The organism is Dyella choica, assembly GCF_003977665.1.
In the GTDB taxonomy this organism is placed as follows: Bacteria; Pseudomonadota; Gammaproteobacteria; order Xanthomonadales; family Rhodanobacteraceae; genus Dyella_B; species Dyella_B choica.
The window spans coordinates 56,313-73,868 of record NZ_RYYV01000016.1 but is presented as its reverse complement, the minus strand read 5'-3'; the positions used below and the strand labels follow the sequence as shown (position 1 = coordinate 73,868).

The 17,556-nt window shown below is 62.3% G+C and carries 19 protein-coding genes; 8 read left to right on the top strand and 11 right to left on the bottom strand.

Going from position 1 to position 17,556, the window contains the following annotated elements; translation table 11 throughout:
• Nucleotides 1-12: 12 nt before the first annotated feature.
• Nucleotides 13-534: a 3-hydroxyanthranilate 3,4-dioxygenase gene (locus EKH80_RS18055; RefSeq protein WP_126686186.1), complete on the top strand. Its 522-nt coding sequence runs from the start codon at nucleotides 13-15 to the stop codon at nucleotides 532-534.
• A gap of 283 nt (nucleotides 535-817) precedes the next feature.
• On the opposite strand, the gene EKH80_RS18050 is transcribed toward EKH80_RS18055, so the two are convergent.
• Nucleotides 818-1,366: an NUDIX hydrolase gene (locus EKH80_RS18050; RefSeq protein WP_126686185.1), complete on the bottom strand. Its 549-nt coding sequence runs from the start codon at nucleotides 1,364-1,366 to the stop codon at nucleotides 818-820.
• A gap of 146 nt (nucleotides 1,367-1,512) precedes the next feature.
• Here EKH80_RS18050 and EKH80_RS18045 point away from each other — a divergent pair, with 146 nt between their 5' ends.
• The 3 genes from EKH80_RS18045 (at nucleotide 1,513) to EKH80_RS18035 (ending at nucleotide 5,722) form a co-directional block, all read left to right on the top strand.
• A complete protein-coding gene (locus EKH80_RS18045) occupies nucleotides 1,513-2,490 on the top strand; it encodes a hypothetical protein (RefSeq protein WP_126686184.1) in 978 nt (325 codons plus the stop codon).
• A gap of 198 nt (nucleotides 2,491-2,688) precedes the next feature.
• Nucleotides 2,689-4,173: an amino acid permease gene (locus EKH80_RS18040; protein WP_126686183.1), complete on the top strand. Its 1,485-nt coding sequence runs from the start codon at nucleotides 2,689-2,691 to the stop codon at nucleotides 4,171-4,173.
• Nucleotides 4,174-4,252: 79 nt separating this feature from the next.
• Nucleotides 4,253-5,722 (top strand): amino acid permease, encoded by a 1,470-nt coding sequence (locus tag EKH80_RS18035; protein ID WP_126686182.1) that lies wholly within the window; start codon nucleotides 4,253-4,255, stop codon nucleotides 5,720-5,722.
• 400 nt (nucleotides 5,723-6,122) lie between these two features.
• Here the strand turns inward: EKH80_RS18035 and EKH80_RS18030 are convergent, their stop codons facing one another.
• Nucleotides 6,123-6,455: a high-potential iron-sulfur protein gene (locus EKH80_RS18030; RefSeq protein ID WP_126686181.1), complete on the bottom strand. Its 333-nt coding sequence runs from the start codon at nucleotides 6,453-6,455 to the stop codon at nucleotides 6,123-6,125.
• Nucleotides 6,456-6,612: 157 nt separating this feature from the next.
• Between EKH80_RS18030 and EKH80_RS18025 the strand changes: the two genes are divergently transcribed.
• The 4 genes from EKH80_RS18025 (at nucleotide 6,613) to EKH80_RS18010 (ending at nucleotide 9,604) form a co-directional block, all read left to right on the top strand.
• On the top strand, nucleotides 6,613-7,260 hold the full coding sequence (locus tag EKH80_RS18025) for a methylthioribulose 1-phosphate dehydratase (RefSeq protein WP_126686180.1): 648 nt from the start codon (nucleotides 6,613-6,615) through the stop codon (nucleotides 7,258-7,260).
• Entirely contained in the window at nucleotides 7,257-7,814 is a 558-nt protein-coding gene (locus EKH80_RS18020) for a 1,2-dihydroxy-3-keto-5-methylthiopentene dioxygenase (protein WP_126686179.1), read from the top strand. Before EKH80_RS18025 ends, EKH80_RS18020 begins: the two co-directional genes overlap by 4 nt.
• A gap of 91 nt (nucleotides 7,815-7,905) precedes the next feature.
• Nucleotides 7,906-8,592, top strand: coding sequence for an acireductone synthase (gene mtnC, locus EKH80_RS18015; RefSeq protein WP_126686215.1), 687 nt, complete (start codon nucleotides 7,906-7,908; stop codon nucleotides 8,590-8,592).
• A gap of 10 nt (nucleotides 8,593-8,602) precedes the next feature.
• Complete coding sequence (locus EKH80_RS18010) at nucleotides 8,603-9,604, top strand: C13 family peptidase (protein WP_126686178.1); 1,002 nt, start codon at nucleotides 8,603-8,605, stop codon at nucleotides 9,602-9,604.
• A gap of 248 nt (nucleotides 9,605-9,852) precedes the next feature.
• On the opposite strand, the gene hisIE is transcribed toward EKH80_RS18010, so the two are convergent.
• From hisIE to EKH80_RS17965, 9 genes are all read right to left on the bottom strand, one after another.
• Nucleotides 9,853-10,485: a bifunctional phosphoribosyl-AMP cyclohydrolase/phosphoribosyl-ATP diphosphatase HisIE gene (gene hisIE / locus EKH80_RS18005; RefSeq protein WP_126686177.1), complete on the bottom strand. Its 633-nt coding sequence runs from the start codon at nucleotides 10,483-10,485 to the stop codon at nucleotides 9,853-9,855.
• Complete coding sequence (gene hisF / locus EKH80_RS18000) at nucleotides 10,478-11,269, bottom strand: imidazole glycerol phosphate synthase subunit HisF (protein WP_126686176.1); 792 nt, start codon at nucleotides 11,267-11,269, stop codon at nucleotides 10,478-10,480. Before hisF ends, hisIE begins: the two co-directional genes overlap by 8 nt.
• On the bottom strand, nucleotides 11,263-11,991 hold the full coding sequence (gene hisA / locus EKH80_RS17995) for a 1-(5-phosphoribosyl)-5-[(5-phosphoribosylamino)methylideneamino]imidazole-4-carboxamide isomerase (protein WP_126686175.1): 729 nt from the start codon (nucleotides 11,989-11,991) through the stop codon (nucleotides 11,263-11,265). Before hisA ends, hisF begins: the two co-directional genes overlap by 7 nt.
• Nucleotides 11,992-12,184: 193 nt before the next feature.
• Entirely contained in the window at nucleotides 12,185-12,775 is a 591-nt protein-coding gene (gene hisH, locus EKH80_RS17990; protein WP_126686174.1) for an imidazole glycerol phosphate synthase subunit HisH, read from the bottom strand.
• Complete coding sequence (hisB, locus tag EKH80_RS17985) at nucleotides 12,775-13,839, bottom strand: bifunctional histidinol-phosphatase/imidazoleglycerol-phosphate dehydratase HisB (RefSeq protein WP_126686173.1); 1,065 nt, start codon at nucleotides 13,837-13,839, stop codon at nucleotides 12,775-12,777. Before hisB ends, hisH begins: the two co-directional genes overlap by 1 nt.
• A complete protein-coding gene (gene hisC, locus EKH80_RS17980) occupies nucleotides 13,836-14,885 on the bottom strand; it encodes a histidinol-phosphate transaminase (protein ID WP_126686172.1) in 1,050 nt (349 codons plus the stop codon). The genes hisB and hisC overlap by 4 nt, the downstream gene beginning before the upstream one ends.
• A complete protein-coding gene (hisD, locus tag EKH80_RS17975; RefSeq protein WP_126686171.1) occupies nucleotides 14,882-16,189 on the bottom strand; it encodes a histidinol dehydrogenase in 1,308 nt (435 codons plus the stop codon). The genes hisC and hisD overlap by 4 nt, the downstream gene beginning before the upstream one ends.
• A gap of 12 nt (nucleotides 16,190-16,201) precedes the next feature.
• Complete coding sequence (hisG, locus tag EKH80_RS17970; protein ID WP_126686170.1) at nucleotides 16,202-17,095, bottom strand: ATP phosphoribosyltransferase; 894 nt, start codon at nucleotides 17,093-17,095, stop codon at nucleotides 16,202-16,204.
• Nucleotides 17,092-17,427 carry a YerC/YecD family TrpR-related protein gene (locus EKH80_RS17965; RefSeq protein ID WP_126686169.1) on the bottom strand — a complete coding sequence of 112 codons (336 nt, stop codon included), beginning with the start codon at nucleotides 17,425-17,427 and terminating at the stop codon, nucleotides 17,092-17,094. Before EKH80_RS17965 ends, hisG begins: the two co-directional genes overlap by 4 nt.
• Between the last annotated feature and the right edge of the window lie 129 nt (nucleotides 17,428-17,556).

Here is a 17,556-nt window from a genome sequence, read left to right as displayed (position 1 = left end):
CGGAAAGTGTCCATGGCCCTATTCCCACCCATCGACCTGCAGCGCTGGATCGACGAGCATCGCCACCTGCTCAAGCCGCCCGTCGGCAACAAATGCATCGTCGACGGCGATTTCATCATCATGATCGTCGGCGGCCCCAATGCGCGCACCGACTATCACCACGATGAAGGCCCCGAGTTCTTCTATCAGATCGAGGGCGAGATGGTACTGAAGGTGCAGGACGAGGGGACCGCCCGCGATATTCCGATACGTGCCGGCGAACTGTTCTACCTGCCGCCGCGCGTGCCGCACTCGCCGCAGCGCATGCCCGATTCGATCGGCTTGGTGATCGAGCGGCGCCGTCTCGGGCATGAAAAAGATGGCTTGCTATGGTTCTGCGAGCGCTGCAACCACAAGCTGTACGAAGAGTATTTCACGCTTGAGAACATCGAGACCGACTTCCCGCCGGTGTTCGATCGTTTCTATACCTCAAAGCAAGCGCGCACGTGCACGGCATGCGGGCATCTCAATCCAGCGCCGGCACGTTACGGGTAGGTTGCCCCCTTGGTCACGCACAGTTGCTGCTTGTCATGATTGGCTGCATTGCCTGCGGCGCTTTCGGTCCCTAAAGGGACCGAAAGCGCCGCAGGCAATGCATCACATGTGCGCGATACAGCAACCGTGCGAAGTCCAAAAAAAAAGGGTTACGTTATCCGGTTGAAACCGCCAGCACAGAAAGGTGACTCGAGCGCCTACGGTGTCCGAAAGCGCCGCAGGCAATGCAGCCGCATACGAAATGCAGCAATCGTGCGAGGACAAAAAACGGGACCGTTGGGGTTTACACCCCAACCTGCGCGCTCCCGCGCGCCAACCACTTCCTCGCCATGCGCCGCATCGATTCGTCAGTATCCCGCGAATCAGCCAATCCGCGGATCGACACCCAGGCAAGCTCCAGTGATTCATCGCTGACTGCGTAGTCTTCGCTCTCGCCAGTGCGCACCACGTAGCGCACGTCGTAATGCCAGTGTCCCGGTTCGTGCTTGCGTTCCGGTATCCAATGCCGGTCGACATCGAAAATGCCCTGCTCGACGGTCAGGCCTTGCAGCCCTGATTCCTCGCCGGCTTCGCGCAGCGCCACCGCCGCCAGGTCACTGTCGCCATCGGCATGCCCGCCCAATTGCAACCAGCGCTGCAACTTGCGGTGATGCGTCAACAGCACCCGCTCGCCGTCGCGACTCACCAGCCAGGCCGAACCCGTGAAATGGCCGGCAAGGTGTTCGCGATCGAAGGGGTGCTCAGTCTGCTGCAGAAAAGCCAGGCATGCCACAACGTGCGGATCATCAGGAAAAGCCTGCGCATAGTTGCGCAATGTCTGAAGCAAAGTCACGCATGTCTCCTATGGAAAACCACGACTAACGGCGGAGCATTTTAAAAGTAATTCGATAGATCGGCCGCGTCGCCTTGATTAGCCTCGATCAAAAGCCGGCGCTCGCTTGCCGAGCCCACTTGTTCACCGCGCTCGAGACCTATCCCATGAAACACTCCTGCCTGAAACACGTGATCCTTGCACTGCTGTTCACCTCCCCCGGCTGGTGCGCCCAGGCTGGCGCCACGGATTCGGATGTCAACTTTACCGGACCGCTGATTACGCCCAATCCCATGAACCTGCCGCAGGGTACATTCCTGATCGAACCCTACTTGATGTACTACAAGAGCGATTCCGCCTACGGCAGCAGCGGCAACGAACAGCCTGTGCAGCCTGGTCTGCGCCAATGGCAACTGTCCCTGCCGATGTTCTTTGGGCTTACCGATCGCTTCCAGGTGCAAGCCACGCTTGGCGCAGTGCATTCGATGTCCGGCAATCTCAGTTCGGACGGCTGGAAGGTCGGTGACACCGCCGTTGGCGCCCAGTATCTGCTGCTGTCTCCCGGCACCGATAAAAAGCACCCTGCCGTATCCGTGTTCTATTCGCATCGCTTTCCCACTGGCAATTACGATCAACTCGACGAGAATCCGTTCAATGCCAATGGCAACGGTGCCAGCATCGATACACTTTCGCTACGGGCGCAACAAATGTTTTGGCTGCCCAACCACCGTCCGCTGCGCGTGCGCGCTTCGCTCAGCTACAGCCTGCCGCCAAGCGGCGTGAACGTAAACGGCCACAGCACTTATGGCACCCCCAAGGATTTCCACGGCATCGCCCGCCTGGGGCAAAGCCTGGGCGCAGCCGTCGGCACCGAATACAGCATCAATCCACAGTGGGCACTGGCCCTGGACCTGACTTACGACCGCACAGGTCCCTCCCAGTTGCGAGGCGTGACGAACACTGGCGACAAACTGACGATATTTGAGCGGCGCGCCGGCTCGCGCGATGTCTACAGTCTGGCGCCCGCCGCGGAATACAACTTTAACGATCGCTTCGGCCTGATTGCCGGCGTGCAATTCAGCTTCGCCGGCCGCGACAACGATGCGTTCATGACACCCATGGCGGCTTTCAACATGGCGTTCTGATAGCAGGCTGCGAACAAAACGCAAGTGCCATCGGATCTTGGAAAAACGGAGTCGGAAGGGATCTGCACCGAGGCTGTTTAACCGCAATGCAGCTTGTACCAGCGCCCTCCGCTGGGCTATGGTTTACCGATGCCTCGGGCCTTCGGGCTGATACCAGAGCTGTAGATAAACGAGGCATTCGTCCTCGGGGAGCATTTAATGCTATTCAAACGTGTCAAGCCACTTGACCTGATTCTAGCCACGGCCGAAAAGAAGGGCCTCACGCGACAGCTTGGCGCATTCCAGCTCACCATGCTCGGCATGGGCGCCATCATCGGCACCGGTATTTTCGTACTCACGGCACAGGCCGGGCAAAAGGCCGGCCCAGGCATGATGATCTCGTTCGTGATTGCCGCGGTTGTCTGCGCACTGGCTGCGCTGGCTTACGCTGAACTCGCTTCGATGGTCCCGGTGGCAGGTTCCGCTTACACCTACACCTATGGTGTGCTCGGTGAAGGACTCGCGTGGGTCGTCGGCTGGGCCTTGATCCTGGAATACACGATCGCTGCCAGCACAGTATGCGTAGGCTGGTCGGGCTACATGAACGGCCTGCTTGCCAGCCACGGACTTGGACTGCCCGCGTTCCTGCGTGCCGGCCCCATGGATGGCGGAAGCTTCAATTTGCTGGCCTTCGCGATCGGGGCGGTGGTGACGTTCCTGCTGGTCATCGGCACGTCGAAATCGGCCAAGGTCAACTCCATACTGGTGCTGATCAAGGTCATCGCGTTGACCGTCTTCATCGTGATCGCCCTGCCCAAAGTGCAGGAAACGAACTTTCATCCATTCATACCCAATGGCTGGGGCAACCCGATGGGCGGCATCGGCGTGCTGGGTGCGGCCGCATCCATCGTCTTCGCCTATATAGGCTTCGACGCCGTGTCCACCGCCGCGGAGGAAACCAAGAATCCCAACCGCAACATTCCGATCGGCCTGATCGGTTCGCTCGGAATCTGCACTGTCTACTACCTGCTGGTGAGCTATGGCGCGATCGGTTCGGTCGGCGCCCAGCCCATAACCGGGCCTGGCGGCGTCATGCTGCAACCGGGTACGCCGGAAATGGCATTGGCCTGTAAAGGTTCCGAAGCGCTGGTATGCAGCAAGGAAGCACTTGCACATGCCCTGCGCGTGTTGCACCACAATTGGTGGGGTGACGTGATCGGTGCCGCCGCCAGCATCGCCCTGCCTTCGGTGATCCTCACCATGACCTATGGCCAGACGCGCATCTTCTTCACTATGGCGCGCGATGGCCTGCTACCCGCTTCGCTGTCCAAGATTCATCCGCGTTTCCACACTCCGCACGTGATTACCCTGATCACTGGCCTGTTCGTGTCACTGTTCGGCGCGATCTATCCGGTCGGCCAGCTTGCCGACATCACCAACTCCGGCACACTGTTTGCGTTCTTGATGGTGGCCATCGGAGTGATGGTGCTGCGCGTTACGCAGCCTGATCGCAAGCGTCCGTTCCGCACGCCGATGGTGTGGGTGGTGTGCCCGCTTGCGATCGTCGGCTGCCTACTGCTCTTCGTCAACCTGCCGTGGACGACCATTAAAGTGTTCTTCGGTTGGGGCATCTTCGGCCTGGTGGTGTATTTCCTATACGGTCGCCGCAACAGCCACCTGGCCAACGGCACCGAACCTGCCTGAGGTTCCGTGCTCTGCGTTATCGAGTGAATCTGATCCGGCACGGTGATCCCACCGTGCCGGCTTTCTTTCAGGGATCCCTATGCTGAAACAGCTGTTCGCCCGCAAAACCGATTTTTCCGAAGACGAGTCTTCGCACGGCCCCGCCTTGCGCCGGACTCTCGGTCCGTGGGGCATTACCGCATTGGGCATCGGCGCCGTGATCGGCACGGGCATTTTCGTGGTGACGGGCCAGGCCGCGGCCGATCACGCAGGGCCGGCAGTACTCATCTCTTTCATCCTGGCGGCGATCTGCAGCGGTTTCTCGGCGTTGTGCTACTCGGAATTCGCTACGCTGATTCCGATTTCCGGCAGCTCCTACTCCTACGCCTATGCCACTCTCGGCGAACTGGTGGCATGGTTCATCGGCTGGAACATGGTGCTGGAATACGGCATTTCCGCCTCCGCGGTGGCCACCAGCTGGACCGGCTACTTCGTCAGCCTGCTCGATCATGTCGGCATCCATCTGCCGTCCTCGCTCACTGATGCTCCGTTTGCCTACACCAACGGAGCGCTGGTCGCGACCGGGCACCTGTTCAACCTGCCCGCCGTCGCCATCGTGATGGCGCTGACCTGGGTGTGTTACATCGGCATTCGCGAATCGGCCGGCATCAACTTCCTGATGGTGCTGCTGAAGGTAGGCTTGATCATTGTGGTGGTGGTAGCCGGTTATCGCTACGTCGATCCGGCCAACTGGCATCCGTTCATTCCGGCGCCGCAAGGCGATCATAAATACGGCTGGGACGGCATCCTGCGTGGCGCCGGCATGGTGTTCTTCGCCTATATCGGCTTCGAAGCCACCTCGACCGCCGCCCAGGAATGCAAGAACCCGCAGCGCGATCTTCCGTTCGGCACCCTGGTATCGCTGGTCATCTGCACGGTGCTGTACCTGGCGATGGCCGCCGTGCTGACCGGGCTCGTTTCCTACACCCAGCTTGGCACCCCCGAGCCGGTCGTTACCGCGATCAAGGGGCACCCCGAACTCGGCTGGCTGCGCCTGATCGTGGAAGTCGGCGCGATGATCGGCCTGTCCTCAGTGATCCTGGTGATGATCATCGCGCAACCGCGCATTTTCATGATCATGGCGCGCGATGGCTTGCTGCCGAAGATATTCAGCAGCATCCATCCACGCCATCGCACGCCACATATCAACACGCTCATCACGGGCGGCAGCATTGCGTTGCTCTCGGCCGTGTTCCCGCTCGACCTGCTGGCGAACCTCACCTCGATGGGCACGCTGATCGCGTTCGTGGCCGTTTGCGCGGGCGTGCTGATCCTGCGTTATACCGCGCCGAAATTGCCCCGCACCTTCCGCGTGCCGTGGGCTCCTGTCATCTGCGTGGGCGGCGTGCTGAGCTGCACTGCGTTGCTGATGACCTTCGATTGGTTCAATTGGGCCCTGATGGTGGTCTGGACCCTGTTCGGCTTTGCGATTTATTTCACCTATGGAGTTCGCCATAGTCGCCTGCGGCTTGCCAATGGCACGGCAAAGGGCCAAACGTCGGCCATTTGACGCGATCGACCGTGAAATGTCGCGAAAAGACACCAATCAGTCACTAACGGCGTTTTAATGAATTGAAGGTGATGTCTCGGATTTTTGTTGCAACTATTTGAAATATAAAGATAAAAATTTAAGGCGCAACAAATTTCCTGCCCTGGCCCGCCGTATTTCCGTCAACCGGAGTATCATCGGTAGCCCGTGGGTTGATCACTTGGCAGTGGGCCCCGGATCGCGACCCGGCGCGTCAGGCCAGCTAGCTCCTCGACCTGACGCGTCCGGGTAGCACCTTTCAGCAACACCCCTTCGTTTCTTTACAAACGCCTGTCTCGTACAGGCGTTTTTTTATGCGCCGCAGGGACACGCCAACAAAAAAGGCCGGCGCGAAGCCGGCCTCGGTTCGTCAAACCAGGCATCAAGCCTGTTTGGCGGTATGCGAGATGCACCAGCCTTTCGCTGCCACCGCTTTGCCGGGGAACAACTGGCATGGCCCGTAACCCGCTGCAGCACCGGTGTAGAACTGGCAGTTGGCACAGTTATCGCCAGGCTTGTGCTTGGCATCGGTGGTCTTGCTGGCATCTTCGACGTAGCCCAACGCCTTGGCCGTGGAATCCGCTTCGGAAACATGCGGCAGGTCATCCGCACGTGCGACGCGCGGCAACCCGCTCACCAGTACCGCTGCGGCGGCGGTGCCGGCGGCAAACTTGAGGAAACGACGGCGTGATTCGAATTCTTCTTGTCCTGACATATCCATCCTCATGGCACGGAAGTCCGCCGCGGGAACTGCGGCGATGCTTCGCCCATCCTAAACCCATGCGACGCACGGAAGCCTCTTCGCGAATAACTCGCATTTGGCGCTTTTTCCGCCGTGCTATAGTCATCTTCCATTTGGACGTCCATATGCCATGAGCCAAGACCTGCCTGCATCCATTCCCGCCGCGCTGTTTTACGAGCGCGCCGACGCGATCGCCGACGCTGCGCGCGAACTGGCGCAACACGGCTGGACGCCCGCCACCAGCAGCAATTTTTCGATGCGCGTGGACCACGAACACGCTGCAATAACAATCTCCGGGCGCGACAAGGGCAAGCTCGGTCGCGATGACATCATGCTGGTGGACATGCACGGCCAGGCGGTCGGCACCCGTTCGCGCCCCAGCGCGGAAACCGAGCTGCACACGCAGGTATATCGCCGCTGGCCCGAAGTAAACGTGGTGCTGCACACGCATTCGCGCACGCAAAGCGTGGCCTCGCGCCTGTTCGCCGCCGACGGCGTCATCCGGCTGGAAGGCTGGGAGCTGCAAAAGGCGATCCGCGGCCACACCACGCACGAAAGCGTGCTGAGCATTCCCGTCTTCCCCAACACCCAGCACATGCCCGAACTGGTGGCGCGAGTGGATGCCTGGATCGCGTCCGGTCAACCCCTGCACGCCTACTTGATCAACGGCCACGGCATCTATACCTGGGGTCATGACATGGCCGAGGCGCGCCGTCATCTGGAAGCGCTGGAATTCCTGCTCGGCTGCGAACTCGATCTCAGGAGACTGAACGCATGAGCCGCCTGCGCATTTTTGACGAACATCAGCCGCACAACCCGCTCTCGGTGCACACGGATCACGCCAGCATCGCCGGCGAGCTGGGCAAGGTCGGCGTACGCTTCGAACAATGGGCCGCCAGCCAGCCGATCGCCCCCGGCGCCAGCCAGGAAGAAGTGATCGCTGCCTACCGTGCCGACATCGATCGCCTGATGCGCGAAGAAGGCTACCAGGCGGTCGACGTGATCAGCCTCAAGCCCGATCACCCCGAGCGCGCCACCCTGCGCCAGAAGTTCCTGAGCGAGCACACCCACAGCGAGGACGAGGTGCGCTTCTTCGTGGCCGGCGCGGGCCAGTTCACCCTGCACATCGATGGCAAGGTCTACGACGTCCTGTGCGAACAGGGCGACCTTATCGGTGTGCCGGACGGCACCCGGCACTGGTTCGACATGAGCGAAGCCCCCTATTTCGTGGCGATCCGCCTGTTCACCAACAAGGAAGGCTGGGTGGCCCAATTCACCGGCTCGGATATCGCCCAGCAATTCCCGCGGATGGAGCCACTGGCGACCGCGTAGGCTGGGATTACCATCCCAGCCTACGAAATCAACCGCTTGCACCGGCGCAAGCGCACGCTAAGCTTGGGAGCCCCCTTTGCTCCCCGCCCCCATGACCGCCATCCGCGCCATCGTCACCGACATCGAAGGAACCACCAGTTCGATCAGCTTCGTCAAGGACGTGCTGTTCCCTTATGCCCGCAAGCGCTTGCCGGCCTACGTGGAAACCCATGGCGACCGGCCCGAGGTGCAGCACTGGCTGCATGAAGCGGCCAAGGAGGCCGGGATCATCGAAGCAAGCCGGCAGGAAATCATCGAGTTGCTGCTGCGCTGGATCGACGAAGACCGCAAATCCACCGCACTTAAGGCGCTCCAGGGCATGATCTGGCAGGAAGGCTACGAAGCCGGCGAATACCGCTCGCACATGTACCCGGAAGTCGCTGCGTGCCTGCACGCATGGCGCGGCGCGGGGTTGCACCTGTACGTGTACTCGTCGGGCTCGGTGCAGGCCCAGAAGCTACTGTTCCGCCACACCGAGTCCGGTGACCTCACTCCGCTGTTCGCCGGCTACTTCGACACCGAGACCGGACCCAAGCGCGAGCAGGTCTCCTACCAGCGTATCGTGGAGGCGATCGGCGAGCGGCCCGAGCACGTGCTGTTCCTGTCCGACGTCGAGCAGGAACTGGATGCCGCCCGTGCCGCCGGGCTGCACACCGGCTGGCTGCTGCGGCCACCGCTGGAGATTCCGCCCCAGCCCAGACATCCCGCCTACACCAGCTTCGACGCCATCCAGCCCTGAGGCGACAGCCATGCGCACGCGCACTGCACTGACTGCCCTGCTCTCCTTCGCCGCCGGCGTGCTGGTGATGCTGTGGGCGGCCGGGCACCATCCATCCTCTGAACCTGCCGAACCGGCCGTGGCATCCAGCAGCTCAGCGCCGTCACCGTCCTCGTCCAGCAATGACGCGGACGAGAATGACAACGGCGACAACTGGCCGAGCCAGGGCCCGTCGCCCGAGCAGGTGATCTACTCGCAACCGGCCATGCTGAGCCAGGCCGTATCCAAACTGTCGCCGCGAGTACCGGACAAAACCAACCTGTATCTGGTCGCCTTCGCCGGCGACGGCGGCGAAGACGTGTTTCGCAACGAAGCCGAATACGCTGCCCAGCTGTTCACCCAACGCTTCGGACCTACTACGCATGCGCTGGTATTGGAAAACAATCCCGGCACCTTGCAATCACACCCGCTGGCCAGCTGGAGCAACCTTGAGGCCGCGCTCGACCAGCTCAGCACGGTGATGAAACCGGAGCAGGACATCCTGCTGCTGTACATGACCTCCCACGGCGACGAGGACCACAACCTGCTGGTCGACATGGACCCGCTGCCGCTGGACCAGATCGGCGCCCCGGACCTCGCCGGCATCCTGAAGAAGCGCCCGTTCAAGTGGAAAGTGGTGGTGGTGAACGCGTGCTACTCCGGCGGCTTCGTACCCGAACTCCACGCCCCCGGCACGCTCGTGCTGACCGCGGCGCGCACGGACCGCAGTTCGTTCGGTTGCGGCAGCGATTCGGACATCACGTATTTCGGCAAGGCCTGGCTGGTGGATGCGCTGAACAGGACCGATGACTTCGTCGACGCCTTCCAGTTCGCCAAGCGCGATATTTCCGATTGGGAGCAGCACGACAAGCTCACGCCGTCGGAGCCGCAGATCGACGTCGGCACGGGCATTGCGCAGCAGCTTGCTACATGGCGCAAGGAAGTCGTGTCTGGACCGGCGGTGCGCTTCGCTCCTACGCCGCCGACCCAATAGGCTGGGATGGCAATCCCGGATTGCCATGCCCATCGTTCCTTCGCTGTCATTCCGGCGAAGGCCGGAATCCAGTCTAAATAGGCGTCCGAAGGACACAAAATCAGGCTTTGAGTGCTTCGCACGGCGGATTGAAACTGGATTCCGGCCTGCGCCGGAATGACGGTGAGGTACTACAAGGCCTTGCGATCAAGCGTCGAATTTCCCCGGACGGCGATGGGCTTTCGCCGGAATGACGATGCGGCGAGACCCTACCCATGCCGCTCCACCAGCACCTGCGCCACATCAGCCAGCCCGAATCCCCGCGCGCGCAACAAGACGGTGAGATGGAACACCAGGTCCGCCGCTTCGCCCAGCAGCTCGTCATCGCCCTGCGCCACGGCAGCAAGCGCGGTCTCCACGCCCTCTTCGCCGACCTTCTGAGCTATCCGCCGCGTTCCGCCATGGAACAGCTTGGTGGTGTAGCTGCCTTCGGGCAGTTCGCTTTTGCGGCTTTCCACCAGCGCATCCAGCTGGGCCAGAAAGCCCAGCGGCGGGCGCACTTCGTTGCCGAAGCAGCTGCGGGTGCCAAGATGGCAAGTCGGCCCGTGCGGATCGGCAAGCACCAGCAAGGTATCGCCGTCGCAATCGACGCGAATCGACTTCAAGTGCAGCACGTTGCCGGAGCTTTCGCCCTTGGTCCACAGGCGCTGTTTGCTGCGACTATAGAAAGTCACCATGCTGCTGGTCTGCGTCAGCGTTAGCGCCTGGTGGTCCATGTAGCCCAACATCAGCACTTCGCCCGTGAGCCAATGCTGCACTATGGCAGGCACAAGACCTTCCGTTTTCTTCCAGTCGATCTGGTTGAGATCGAGCGGATCGAAATAGCTGGCTGTTTCACTCATGGCCGACTGTCTCCTGCAGGCGAATCACAATGCCTGCCTGCTGCAGGTAACGCTTCAGATCGGGAACCGAGAGGGCGCCACTGTGAAAAACACTGGCCGCCAAGGCGCCATCAACACGAGCCTGCGTGAACACATCGCGAAAATGCGCCGGGGTGCCTGCCCCGCCTGAGGCAATCAAGGGGACCGCGCATAGCTTGCGCGCCGCCGCCAGCTGCAGCAGATCGTAGCCTTGGCGCACGCCGTCCGTGTCCATGCAGTTGAGTACGATCTCGCCGGCACCGCGGCGCTGCGCCTCCACCATCCAGTCCAGCGTGCGCCTCGCCAGAGAACGCGTCTTGGTCGGATCGCCGGTGTATTGGCGCACACGCCACTCGCCGTCCGCGTCGCGCATGGAATCGACCCCCACCACCACGCATTGCACCCCGAACGCGGCAGCAAGTTCATCGATCAAGTCGGGGCGCTCCAAGGCCGGCGAATTGATCGACACCTTGTCTGCACCCGCGTGCAGCACTTCGCGCGCGTCCGTCACCGAGCGGATGCCACCGGCCACACAAAATGGAATATCGATCTCGCGCGCCACGCGCTCCACCCAGCCGCGATCCACGCTGCGCCCTTGCGGGCTCGCGGTGATGTCGTAGAACACCAGCTCGTCCGCGCCTTCGTCGCGATAACGCAGGGCCAGGTCGACAATTTCGCCCATCACTACGTGATCGCGAAAACGCACGCCCTTCACGACCTTGCCGTCGCGCACGTCCAGGCAGGGAATGATGCGTCGACTCAGCATGCCAAGGCATCCTCCAGCGTAAAGCGCCCTTCCAGCAGGGCGCGCCCAAGAATCACCCCACGCGCACCCGCCTCGCGTGCCGCGCGAATGTCGTCCAATGAGCGTACGCCACCGGAAGCCTGCACGGCCAGTTGCGCCACGGTTTGGGCCAGATGGCGGTAAAGTTCCAGGTTGAAGCCCGCCAGCATGCCGTCACGCTCGATGTCCGTGCACAGCAGGTGACGTGCGCCGTGCGCTGCATACCAGGGCGCCAGCTCGTCCAGCGTGCGCGTTTCGTCCGCAGTCCAACCTGCACTAGGCAAAGTCCACGTATCGTCGCGACGGCGTGTATCCAGCGCGATGGTGAAGCGTTCCGCTCCATGCTTGTTCAGCCATTCGGCTACACGCTCCGGCTCGCGAATGGCGATGCTGCCCACCACTACGCGACTCACGCCCGCATCGAAAAGCCTGTGCACATCCTCCTCTGCACGTACGCCGCCACCGGCCTGAACCTGCATCCCCGCCTTGGTCAGCGCTCGGATGACCGTGATATTGGCCAAATCACCGTCGCGCGCGCCATCGAGATCCACGACATGCAGCCAACGGGCTCCGGCATGGGCGTACTTCGCCGCCAATTCGCTTGGCGCAGAGGCGTATTGGGTTTCTTGCGCGTAATCGCCTTGCCGCAGGCGGACAACTTGTCCGCCGCGCAGGTCGATGGCTGGGATAACTTCAAAACTCATATCGATCCGCAAAATTGAATGCCTGACTCCCTCCCCTGCTTGCAGGGGAGGCTGGGGTGGGGTTGCGCGAGCTTGCCGTGTTGCATGCATTCATCGCGAGATGGTGGACTTCACCCCACCCCAGCCCTCCCCTACTGCACGTAGGGGAGGGAGTTGATCGCGCTCTCGATGCAGTTGCAGGCGAATTCATCGATCACATTTCAAGAAAATTCTTCAACAGCTTCGCTCCCACCTGCGCCGAACGCTCCGGATGAAACTGCATGCCATGGAAATTCCCGCTGGCGATCACGGCCGAAAACGCCATACCGTAGTCACAGCTCACCAGGGTGTAATCCCCCACCGGCACCGCATAACTGTGCACGAAATAGGCCCAATCGCCCTCTTCCAGGTTCTTCAGCAAGGGATGATGGGCAACCGGCGAAAGCCGATTCCAGCCCATGTGCGGCACGCACCGTTCCGGCGTCTCTTCGAACCTGCGTACGCTGGCCGGGATCACGCCAAGGCAGGCGGTATCGCTTTCCTCGGAGTGCTCGCATAGCAGTTGCATTCCCAGGCACACACCCAGCACGGGCTGTGTCAGGGACCGGATCACGTCGACCAGTTCCAGCTCGCGCAAGCGCGCCATGCCTGGCGCCGCCGCACCGACGCCCGGCAAGATGACCTTGTCAGCCGAACGAATGCTTTGCGCATCGGCGGTCAACGCCGCATCCACGCCAAGCCGCTGCAGGGCATAGCGTACCGAGCCGATATTGGTACCGCCGGCATCGACCAGGACCACGCTCATTACAGCGCCCCCTTCGTACTCGGCAATTCATCGCCTTCGCGGCGGATCGCCTGGCGCAGGGCGCGCGCGGTGACCTTGAAGCAGGCTTCCACCATGTGGTGCGCGTTCTCGCCTTTCACGCTCAGATGCAGGTTCGCGCCCAGGGTGTCGCACAGCGAACGGAAAAAGTGCGGCACCAGTTCCGTGGGCACCTCACCCACGCGCTCGCGCGGGAACTGCCCTTCGAACACGAAATACGGGCGTCCGGAAAGATCCAGCGCGGCACTGGCCAACGCTTCGTCCATCGGCAAGGTGAAACCATAACGGCCCAGGCCACGCTTGTCGCCGAGCGCCTGGCGCAGGGCCTGCCCCAGCGCGAGCGCGCAATCTTCAATGGTGTGGTGTTCGTCCACCTTGGTGTCGCCGTCGCAGCGGATGTCCAGCGCAAATCCGCCGTGCTTGCCGATCTGCTCCAGCATGTGATCGAAAAAGCCCAGCCCCGTATGCGCTACCGGCTCGGCTGGGACATCCAGATCCACCCGCACCTGGATGCGCGTTTCCTTGGTATGGCGCAGCACTTCGGCAACGCGCGGCCGGTCGAGCAATTGGTGGGCGATTTCTTCCCAGCTCATGCCATAGGGCCCGACGCGGAACCCACGCACGCCCATGTTCGCGGCGAATTGCAGATCCGTCTCGCGATCGCCCACCATCGCCGATGCGGCACGCGTCCAGCCGTCATCGGCCAGGTACTCCCGCATCATGCCGATGCCGGGCTTACGCGTGTCCAGGCCTTCATGCGGAAAACTGCGATCGATCAGGACTTCGCGAAAACGCACCCCCTGAGAGGCGAAAATGCGCATTAGCAGGGCATGCGGGCCATCGAACTGGGCTTGCGGAAAGCGGTCCGTGCCCAGGCCGTCCTGGTTGGTGACCATCACCAATTCGTAGCCCGCGGCAACAATGCGTTGCAACGCTGCAATCACGCCAGGCAGCAAGGCAAGCTTTTCGTAGCTGTCGATCTGCTCGTCGGCCGGCTCCTCGATCAGGCAGCCGTCGCGGTCGACAAATAGGATCTTGCGGCTCATGCGATGGCCTCCAGCACTCGCGCATTTTCGGCCGGCGTACCGATGGTGATGCGCAACGCATCCTGCAACTTTGGATAGCGCCGTACGTCACGCACCACGATGCCTGCCTGCAGCAAACGCTGATAAACCGCGCCGGCATCAGCGAAGCGCACCGCGAGAAAATTGGCATCCGAAGGTAGCACTTCGCGCACACCAGGAAGCTCGGTCAGCCAACGGTGCATGAGCATACGTTGCTCGCGCACGATGGCGAGGTGCGCACGCGACGAAGCCTGTCCCGGTGGCGACAACGCCGCTTGCGCTGCGGCAACGCAAGGCAGCGGCAGCGGATATGGCGGCATGATCCGCCGGATCAAGGCGATCACCTCCGGACTCGCAATCAGGCTGCCGATGCGCGCACCAGCCAGCGCCCAGGCCTTGGACAAGGTACGCAACACCGCTACGTGCTCATAGTGCCCGATCAGTTCGATCGCACTCGGCTGCTCCGAAAATTCGATATACGCCTCGTCCACCACCAGCATGGCTTTGCCGGCCAGAGCCTGTGCTACCTGCTCGATGGCTGCACGCGAAATCGACTTGCCGCTGGGATTGTTCGGCGTGCACAGAAACACCAGCTTCACGGCAGGCGTGATCGCGCCAAGCAAAGCCGTGACGTCCAGGCTGAAATCCTCCGCCAGCGGCGCTTCGATCACCGCAGCGTTCTGGATCCGCGCACAGACCGCATACATGCCAAACGTCGGCGGCTGGATCACGATCGCGTCCTGGCCGGCGCGGCAAAAGGCGCGCACCAGCAAGTCGATCGCTTCGTCGCTGCCGCGCCCCACGAACAGCTGCTCGCGCCGCACGCCATAGAGACTGGCCAAGGACTGCAACAAGGGCTCCGGTTGCGGATCGGGATAGCGGTTGCAACCAGCCCCCGCTTGACCCACCGGTTCCCAGGCCGATTCATTGGCATTGAGCATGATCTGCCCACCGCCGGCTTCCATGCGCGCCGAAGAATACGGCTGCAGCGTGCGGATTTCCGGCCTTGCCAGGTCCAGCACGCTCATAGACTGATCCCCAGCGCGGCCAAACGAAGCGTCACCGCGCGGCGATGAGCCTCCAGTTGCTCTGCCGCCGCCAGCGTGGCCGTGCACGGACCGATCGCGCGCAAGCCGTTGGGGTCCAGTTCCTGCACCGTGATCTGCTTGAGGTAGCTGGCCACCGACACACCACTGTAACTGCGTGCGTAACCGTAGGTGGGCAATACATGATTGCTGCCGCTGCAGTAGTCGCCCACGGATTCGGGTGTCCACGCTCCCACGAAGACCGAGCCCGCGCTGTCGATACTGGCAACCAGCTCGCGCGCGCCGCTCACTTGCAGGATCAAGTGTTCCGGCGCATAGCGATTGCTGACTTCCACTGCCTGCGCCAGCGACTCGACTTCGATCAGCCGGCTTTGCTCCAGTGCCTGTTGCGCGATCGCGCCGCGCGGCAGCTGTGCGCATTGACAGTCCACTTCCGCAGCCACTTCATCCAGCAGCGCGGCGGACGGGCTGACCAGCACCACCTGCGAATCCGGGCCATGCTCGGCTTGCGACAGCAGGTCGGCCGCGACGAATGCGGGATTGGCCAGCGCATCGGCGATTACCAGCACTTCGGAAGGGCCGGCCGGCATGTCGATGGCCGCACCGTTGGGGTCGGCGCTGACTTGCAATTTCGCTTCCGTTACCCAAGAGTTGCCCGGACCGAACAGCTTGTCGCAGCGGGGCACGCTTTCAGTACCGTAAGCCATTGCCGCGATCGCCTGCGCACCACCGAGCTTGAACACGCGATGCACGCCCACGCTACGCGCTGCGAACAGCACAGCCTCATCGCAAGTGCCGTCCGCTCGCGCCGGAGAGCACAACACCACTTCGCGGCAACCTGCGATTCTCGCAGGCACCCCCAGCATCAGAGCTGTGGATGGTAGCGGCGCGCTACCGGCTGGCACATACAAGCCAACACGGTTGATCGGGCGAAGGATTCGTTCCACGCGCACGCCAACGGCGGTGTTTACGCCAACCGGCTGCGGCGCGGCGGCGCGGTGAAATGCTTCGATGCGCGCAGCCGCTTCGCGGATGGCCGCTTTCAGCTCCGGCGCCAGCTTGGCTTCGGCCGCGGCAAATTCCGCTTCGCCGACTTCGATGGCATCCAGGCTACAACGGTCATAACGCGCCGAAAGCTCGCGCAGCGCCGCATCGCCATTAGCGCACACCTCGGCAATGATGCGCTCCACGCCACGGCGCAGTTCCTCCGCGCGCGCTTGCGCCGGCCGCGCCAGCGCGTCGTTACGTGCGGCCTCGTCCAAAGCGTTCCAGTTGATTCGTTTCATGGCTGATGCGTCTCAGGCAAGCATTTTCTCGACCGGCAGCACGAACATTTCGCGCGCACCGGCCTTCTTGATTTCTTCCAATTGCCGCCAGCTCACCTCGCCGGCGCAAAGGGCCTGCAACATCAGCTGATCGGGTTGCCCCGCCACCGGCAGCAAGGTCGGCTGGGGGCCGCCCGGCAACAAGCGGGTTACCGCTTCGAGCGCGTTACGCGAGGTTTGCAGCAACAGCAGGCGCGACTCGCGCACCTGGATCACACCTTCCAGCCGCTTGAGCAGCAGCTCGATCATGTCGCCGCGTTCGTCCGTGGGCAGTGCTTCCGGACCGGCCAGCACCGCTTCGCTTTGCAGCAACACGGCCGTTTCGCGCAATTGATTGGCGACCAGCGTGCCTCCGCTTTGCACTAGGTCGCAGATCACGTCGGCGGTACCGAGCTTGGGCGCGATTTCCACCGAACCGGCGAGCGTGAGGATGGTGGCGTCCACGCCCTGCTCCCTCAGCCAGGCTGCAAGCAGGCCGGGATACGAAGTGGCGATGCGCAAACCGTGCAGGTCCTTGGGCTCGCCGTAAGGCATTTCCTGCGGCACAGCAATGGAAAGTCGGCAACGGCCGAATCCCAGCGGGCGCCATTCCGTCAGCGTTGCAGCGCCATCGCCGGCGCCGCCCTTGAACTCGTTGAGCACATTGCGCCCGACGATGCCCAGGTCGCACACCCCTTGGGCAATCAGCCCCGGGATATCGTCGTCCCGCACCAGCAACAGATCCACCGGCTCGCCTTCACCGAAGCAGAACAGCTTGTCGCGGCTCTGGCGGAAGCTGAGACCACAGCGATTGAGCAGGTCCAGCGCCGGCTCGGTCAGCCGGCCGGATTTCTGCATCGCGATACGCAGGCGATCCCTGGGTTTCATGCGCGTGTCCTTTTTACCGCCGTGCGGGCGCGCGTGGCGCGCGCCGCCGCAGCGAGATAACCGCCGCTGCCCTGATTGAGATAGCGGGCCACGCGCCCGATGGTGGTGATGCTCACCGCCGTGCGGTCGTGAATCTCACGATAGGACACGCCCTCCAGCAGGTACGGCACCACCCGCCAGCGATCCACCAGTACCTCCAGCTCGGCCGGGGTGCACAGGTCGTTGAGGAAGGCGTTCATCTCCTCCGCATTCTTCAGCGAGAGCAAGGCGCGGCACAGGCTGAGCCTGGCGGATTCTTCCGGGGTTTCGGGGTCGATCGATCGGCGCTTCATAATGTACTAACGCGTTAATACAGTGGAGCGCATTCTAATGGCCGGGCAGAGATCGCGCAAGCCGTAGGCTGGGATGCCAATCCCAGCATCGTTTGCGCTGCATGCATGGCAATGCTGGGATTGCCATCC

Excerpts from the sequence above, each read along its gene's own strand:
- EKH80_RS18055 (WP_126686186.1), top strand. The coding sequence starts at position 13 with ATGGCCCTATTCCCACCCATCGACCTGCAGCGCTGGATCGACGAGCAT.
- EKH80_RS18045 (WP_126686184.1), top strand. The coding sequence starts at position 1,513 with ATGAAACACTCCTGCCTGAAACACGTGATCCTTGCACTGCTGTTCACC.
- EKH80_RS18040 (WP_126686183.1), top strand. The coding sequence starts at position 2,689 with ATGCTATTCAAACGTGTCAAGCCACTTGACCTGATTCTAGCCACGGCC.
- EKH80_RS18035 (WP_126686182.1), top strand. The coding sequence starts at position 4,253 with ATGCTGAAACAGCTGTTCGCCCGCAAAACCGATTTTTCCGAAGACGAG.
- EKH80_RS18030 (WP_126686181.1), bottom strand. The coding sequence starts at position 6,455 with ATGTCAGGACAAGAAGAATTCGAATCACGCCGTCGTTTCCTCAAGTTT.
- EKH80_RS18025 (WP_126686180.1), top strand. The coding sequence starts at position 6,613 with ATGAGCCAAGACCTGCCTGCATCCATTCCCGCCGCGCTGTTTTACGAG.
- EKH80_RS18020 (WP_126686179.1), top strand. The coding sequence starts at position 7,257 with ATGAGCCGCCTGCGCATTTTTGACGAACATCAGCCGCACAACCCGCTC.
- mtnC (WP_126686215.1), top strand. The coding sequence starts at position 7,906 with ATGACCGCCATCCGCGCCATCGTCACCGACATCGAAGGAACCACCAGT.
- EKH80_RS18010 (WP_126686178.1), top strand. The coding sequence starts at position 8,603 with ATGCGCACGCGCACTGCACTGACTGCCCTGCTCTCCTTCGCCGCCGGC.
- hisIE (WP_126686177.1), bottom strand. The coding sequence starts at position 10,485 with ATGAGTGAAACAGCCAGCTATTTCGATCCGCTCGATCTCAACCAGATC.
- hisF (WP_126686176.1), bottom strand. The coding sequence starts at position 11,269 with ATGCTGAGTCGACGCATCATTCCCTGCCTGGACGTGCGCGACGGCAAG.
- hisA (WP_126686175.1), bottom strand. The coding sequence starts at position 11,991 with ATGAGTTTTGAAGTTATCCCAGCCATCGACCTGCGCGGCGGACAAGTT.
- hisH (WP_126686174.1), bottom strand. The coding sequence starts at position 12,775 with ATGAGCGTGGTCCTGGTCGATGCCGGCGGTACCAATATCGGCTCGGTA.
- hisB (WP_126686173.1), bottom strand. The coding sequence starts at position 13,839 with ATGAGCCGCAAGATCCTATTTGTCGACCGCGACGGCTGCCTGATCGAG.
- hisC (WP_126686172.1), bottom strand. The coding sequence starts at position 14,885 with ATGAGCGTGCTGGACCTGGCAAGGCCGGAAATCCGCACGCTGCAGCCG.
- hisD (WP_126686171.1), bottom strand. The coding sequence starts at position 16,189 with ATGAAACGAATCAACTGGAACGCTTTGGACGAGGCCGCACGTAACGAC.
- hisG (WP_126686170.1), bottom strand. The coding sequence starts at position 17,095 with ATGAAACCCAGGGATCGCCTGCGTATCGCGATGCAGAAATCCGGCCGG.
- EKH80_RS17965 (WP_126686169.1), bottom strand. The coding sequence starts at position 17,427 with ATGAAGCGCCGATCGATCGACCCCGAAACCCCGGAAGAATCCGCCAGG.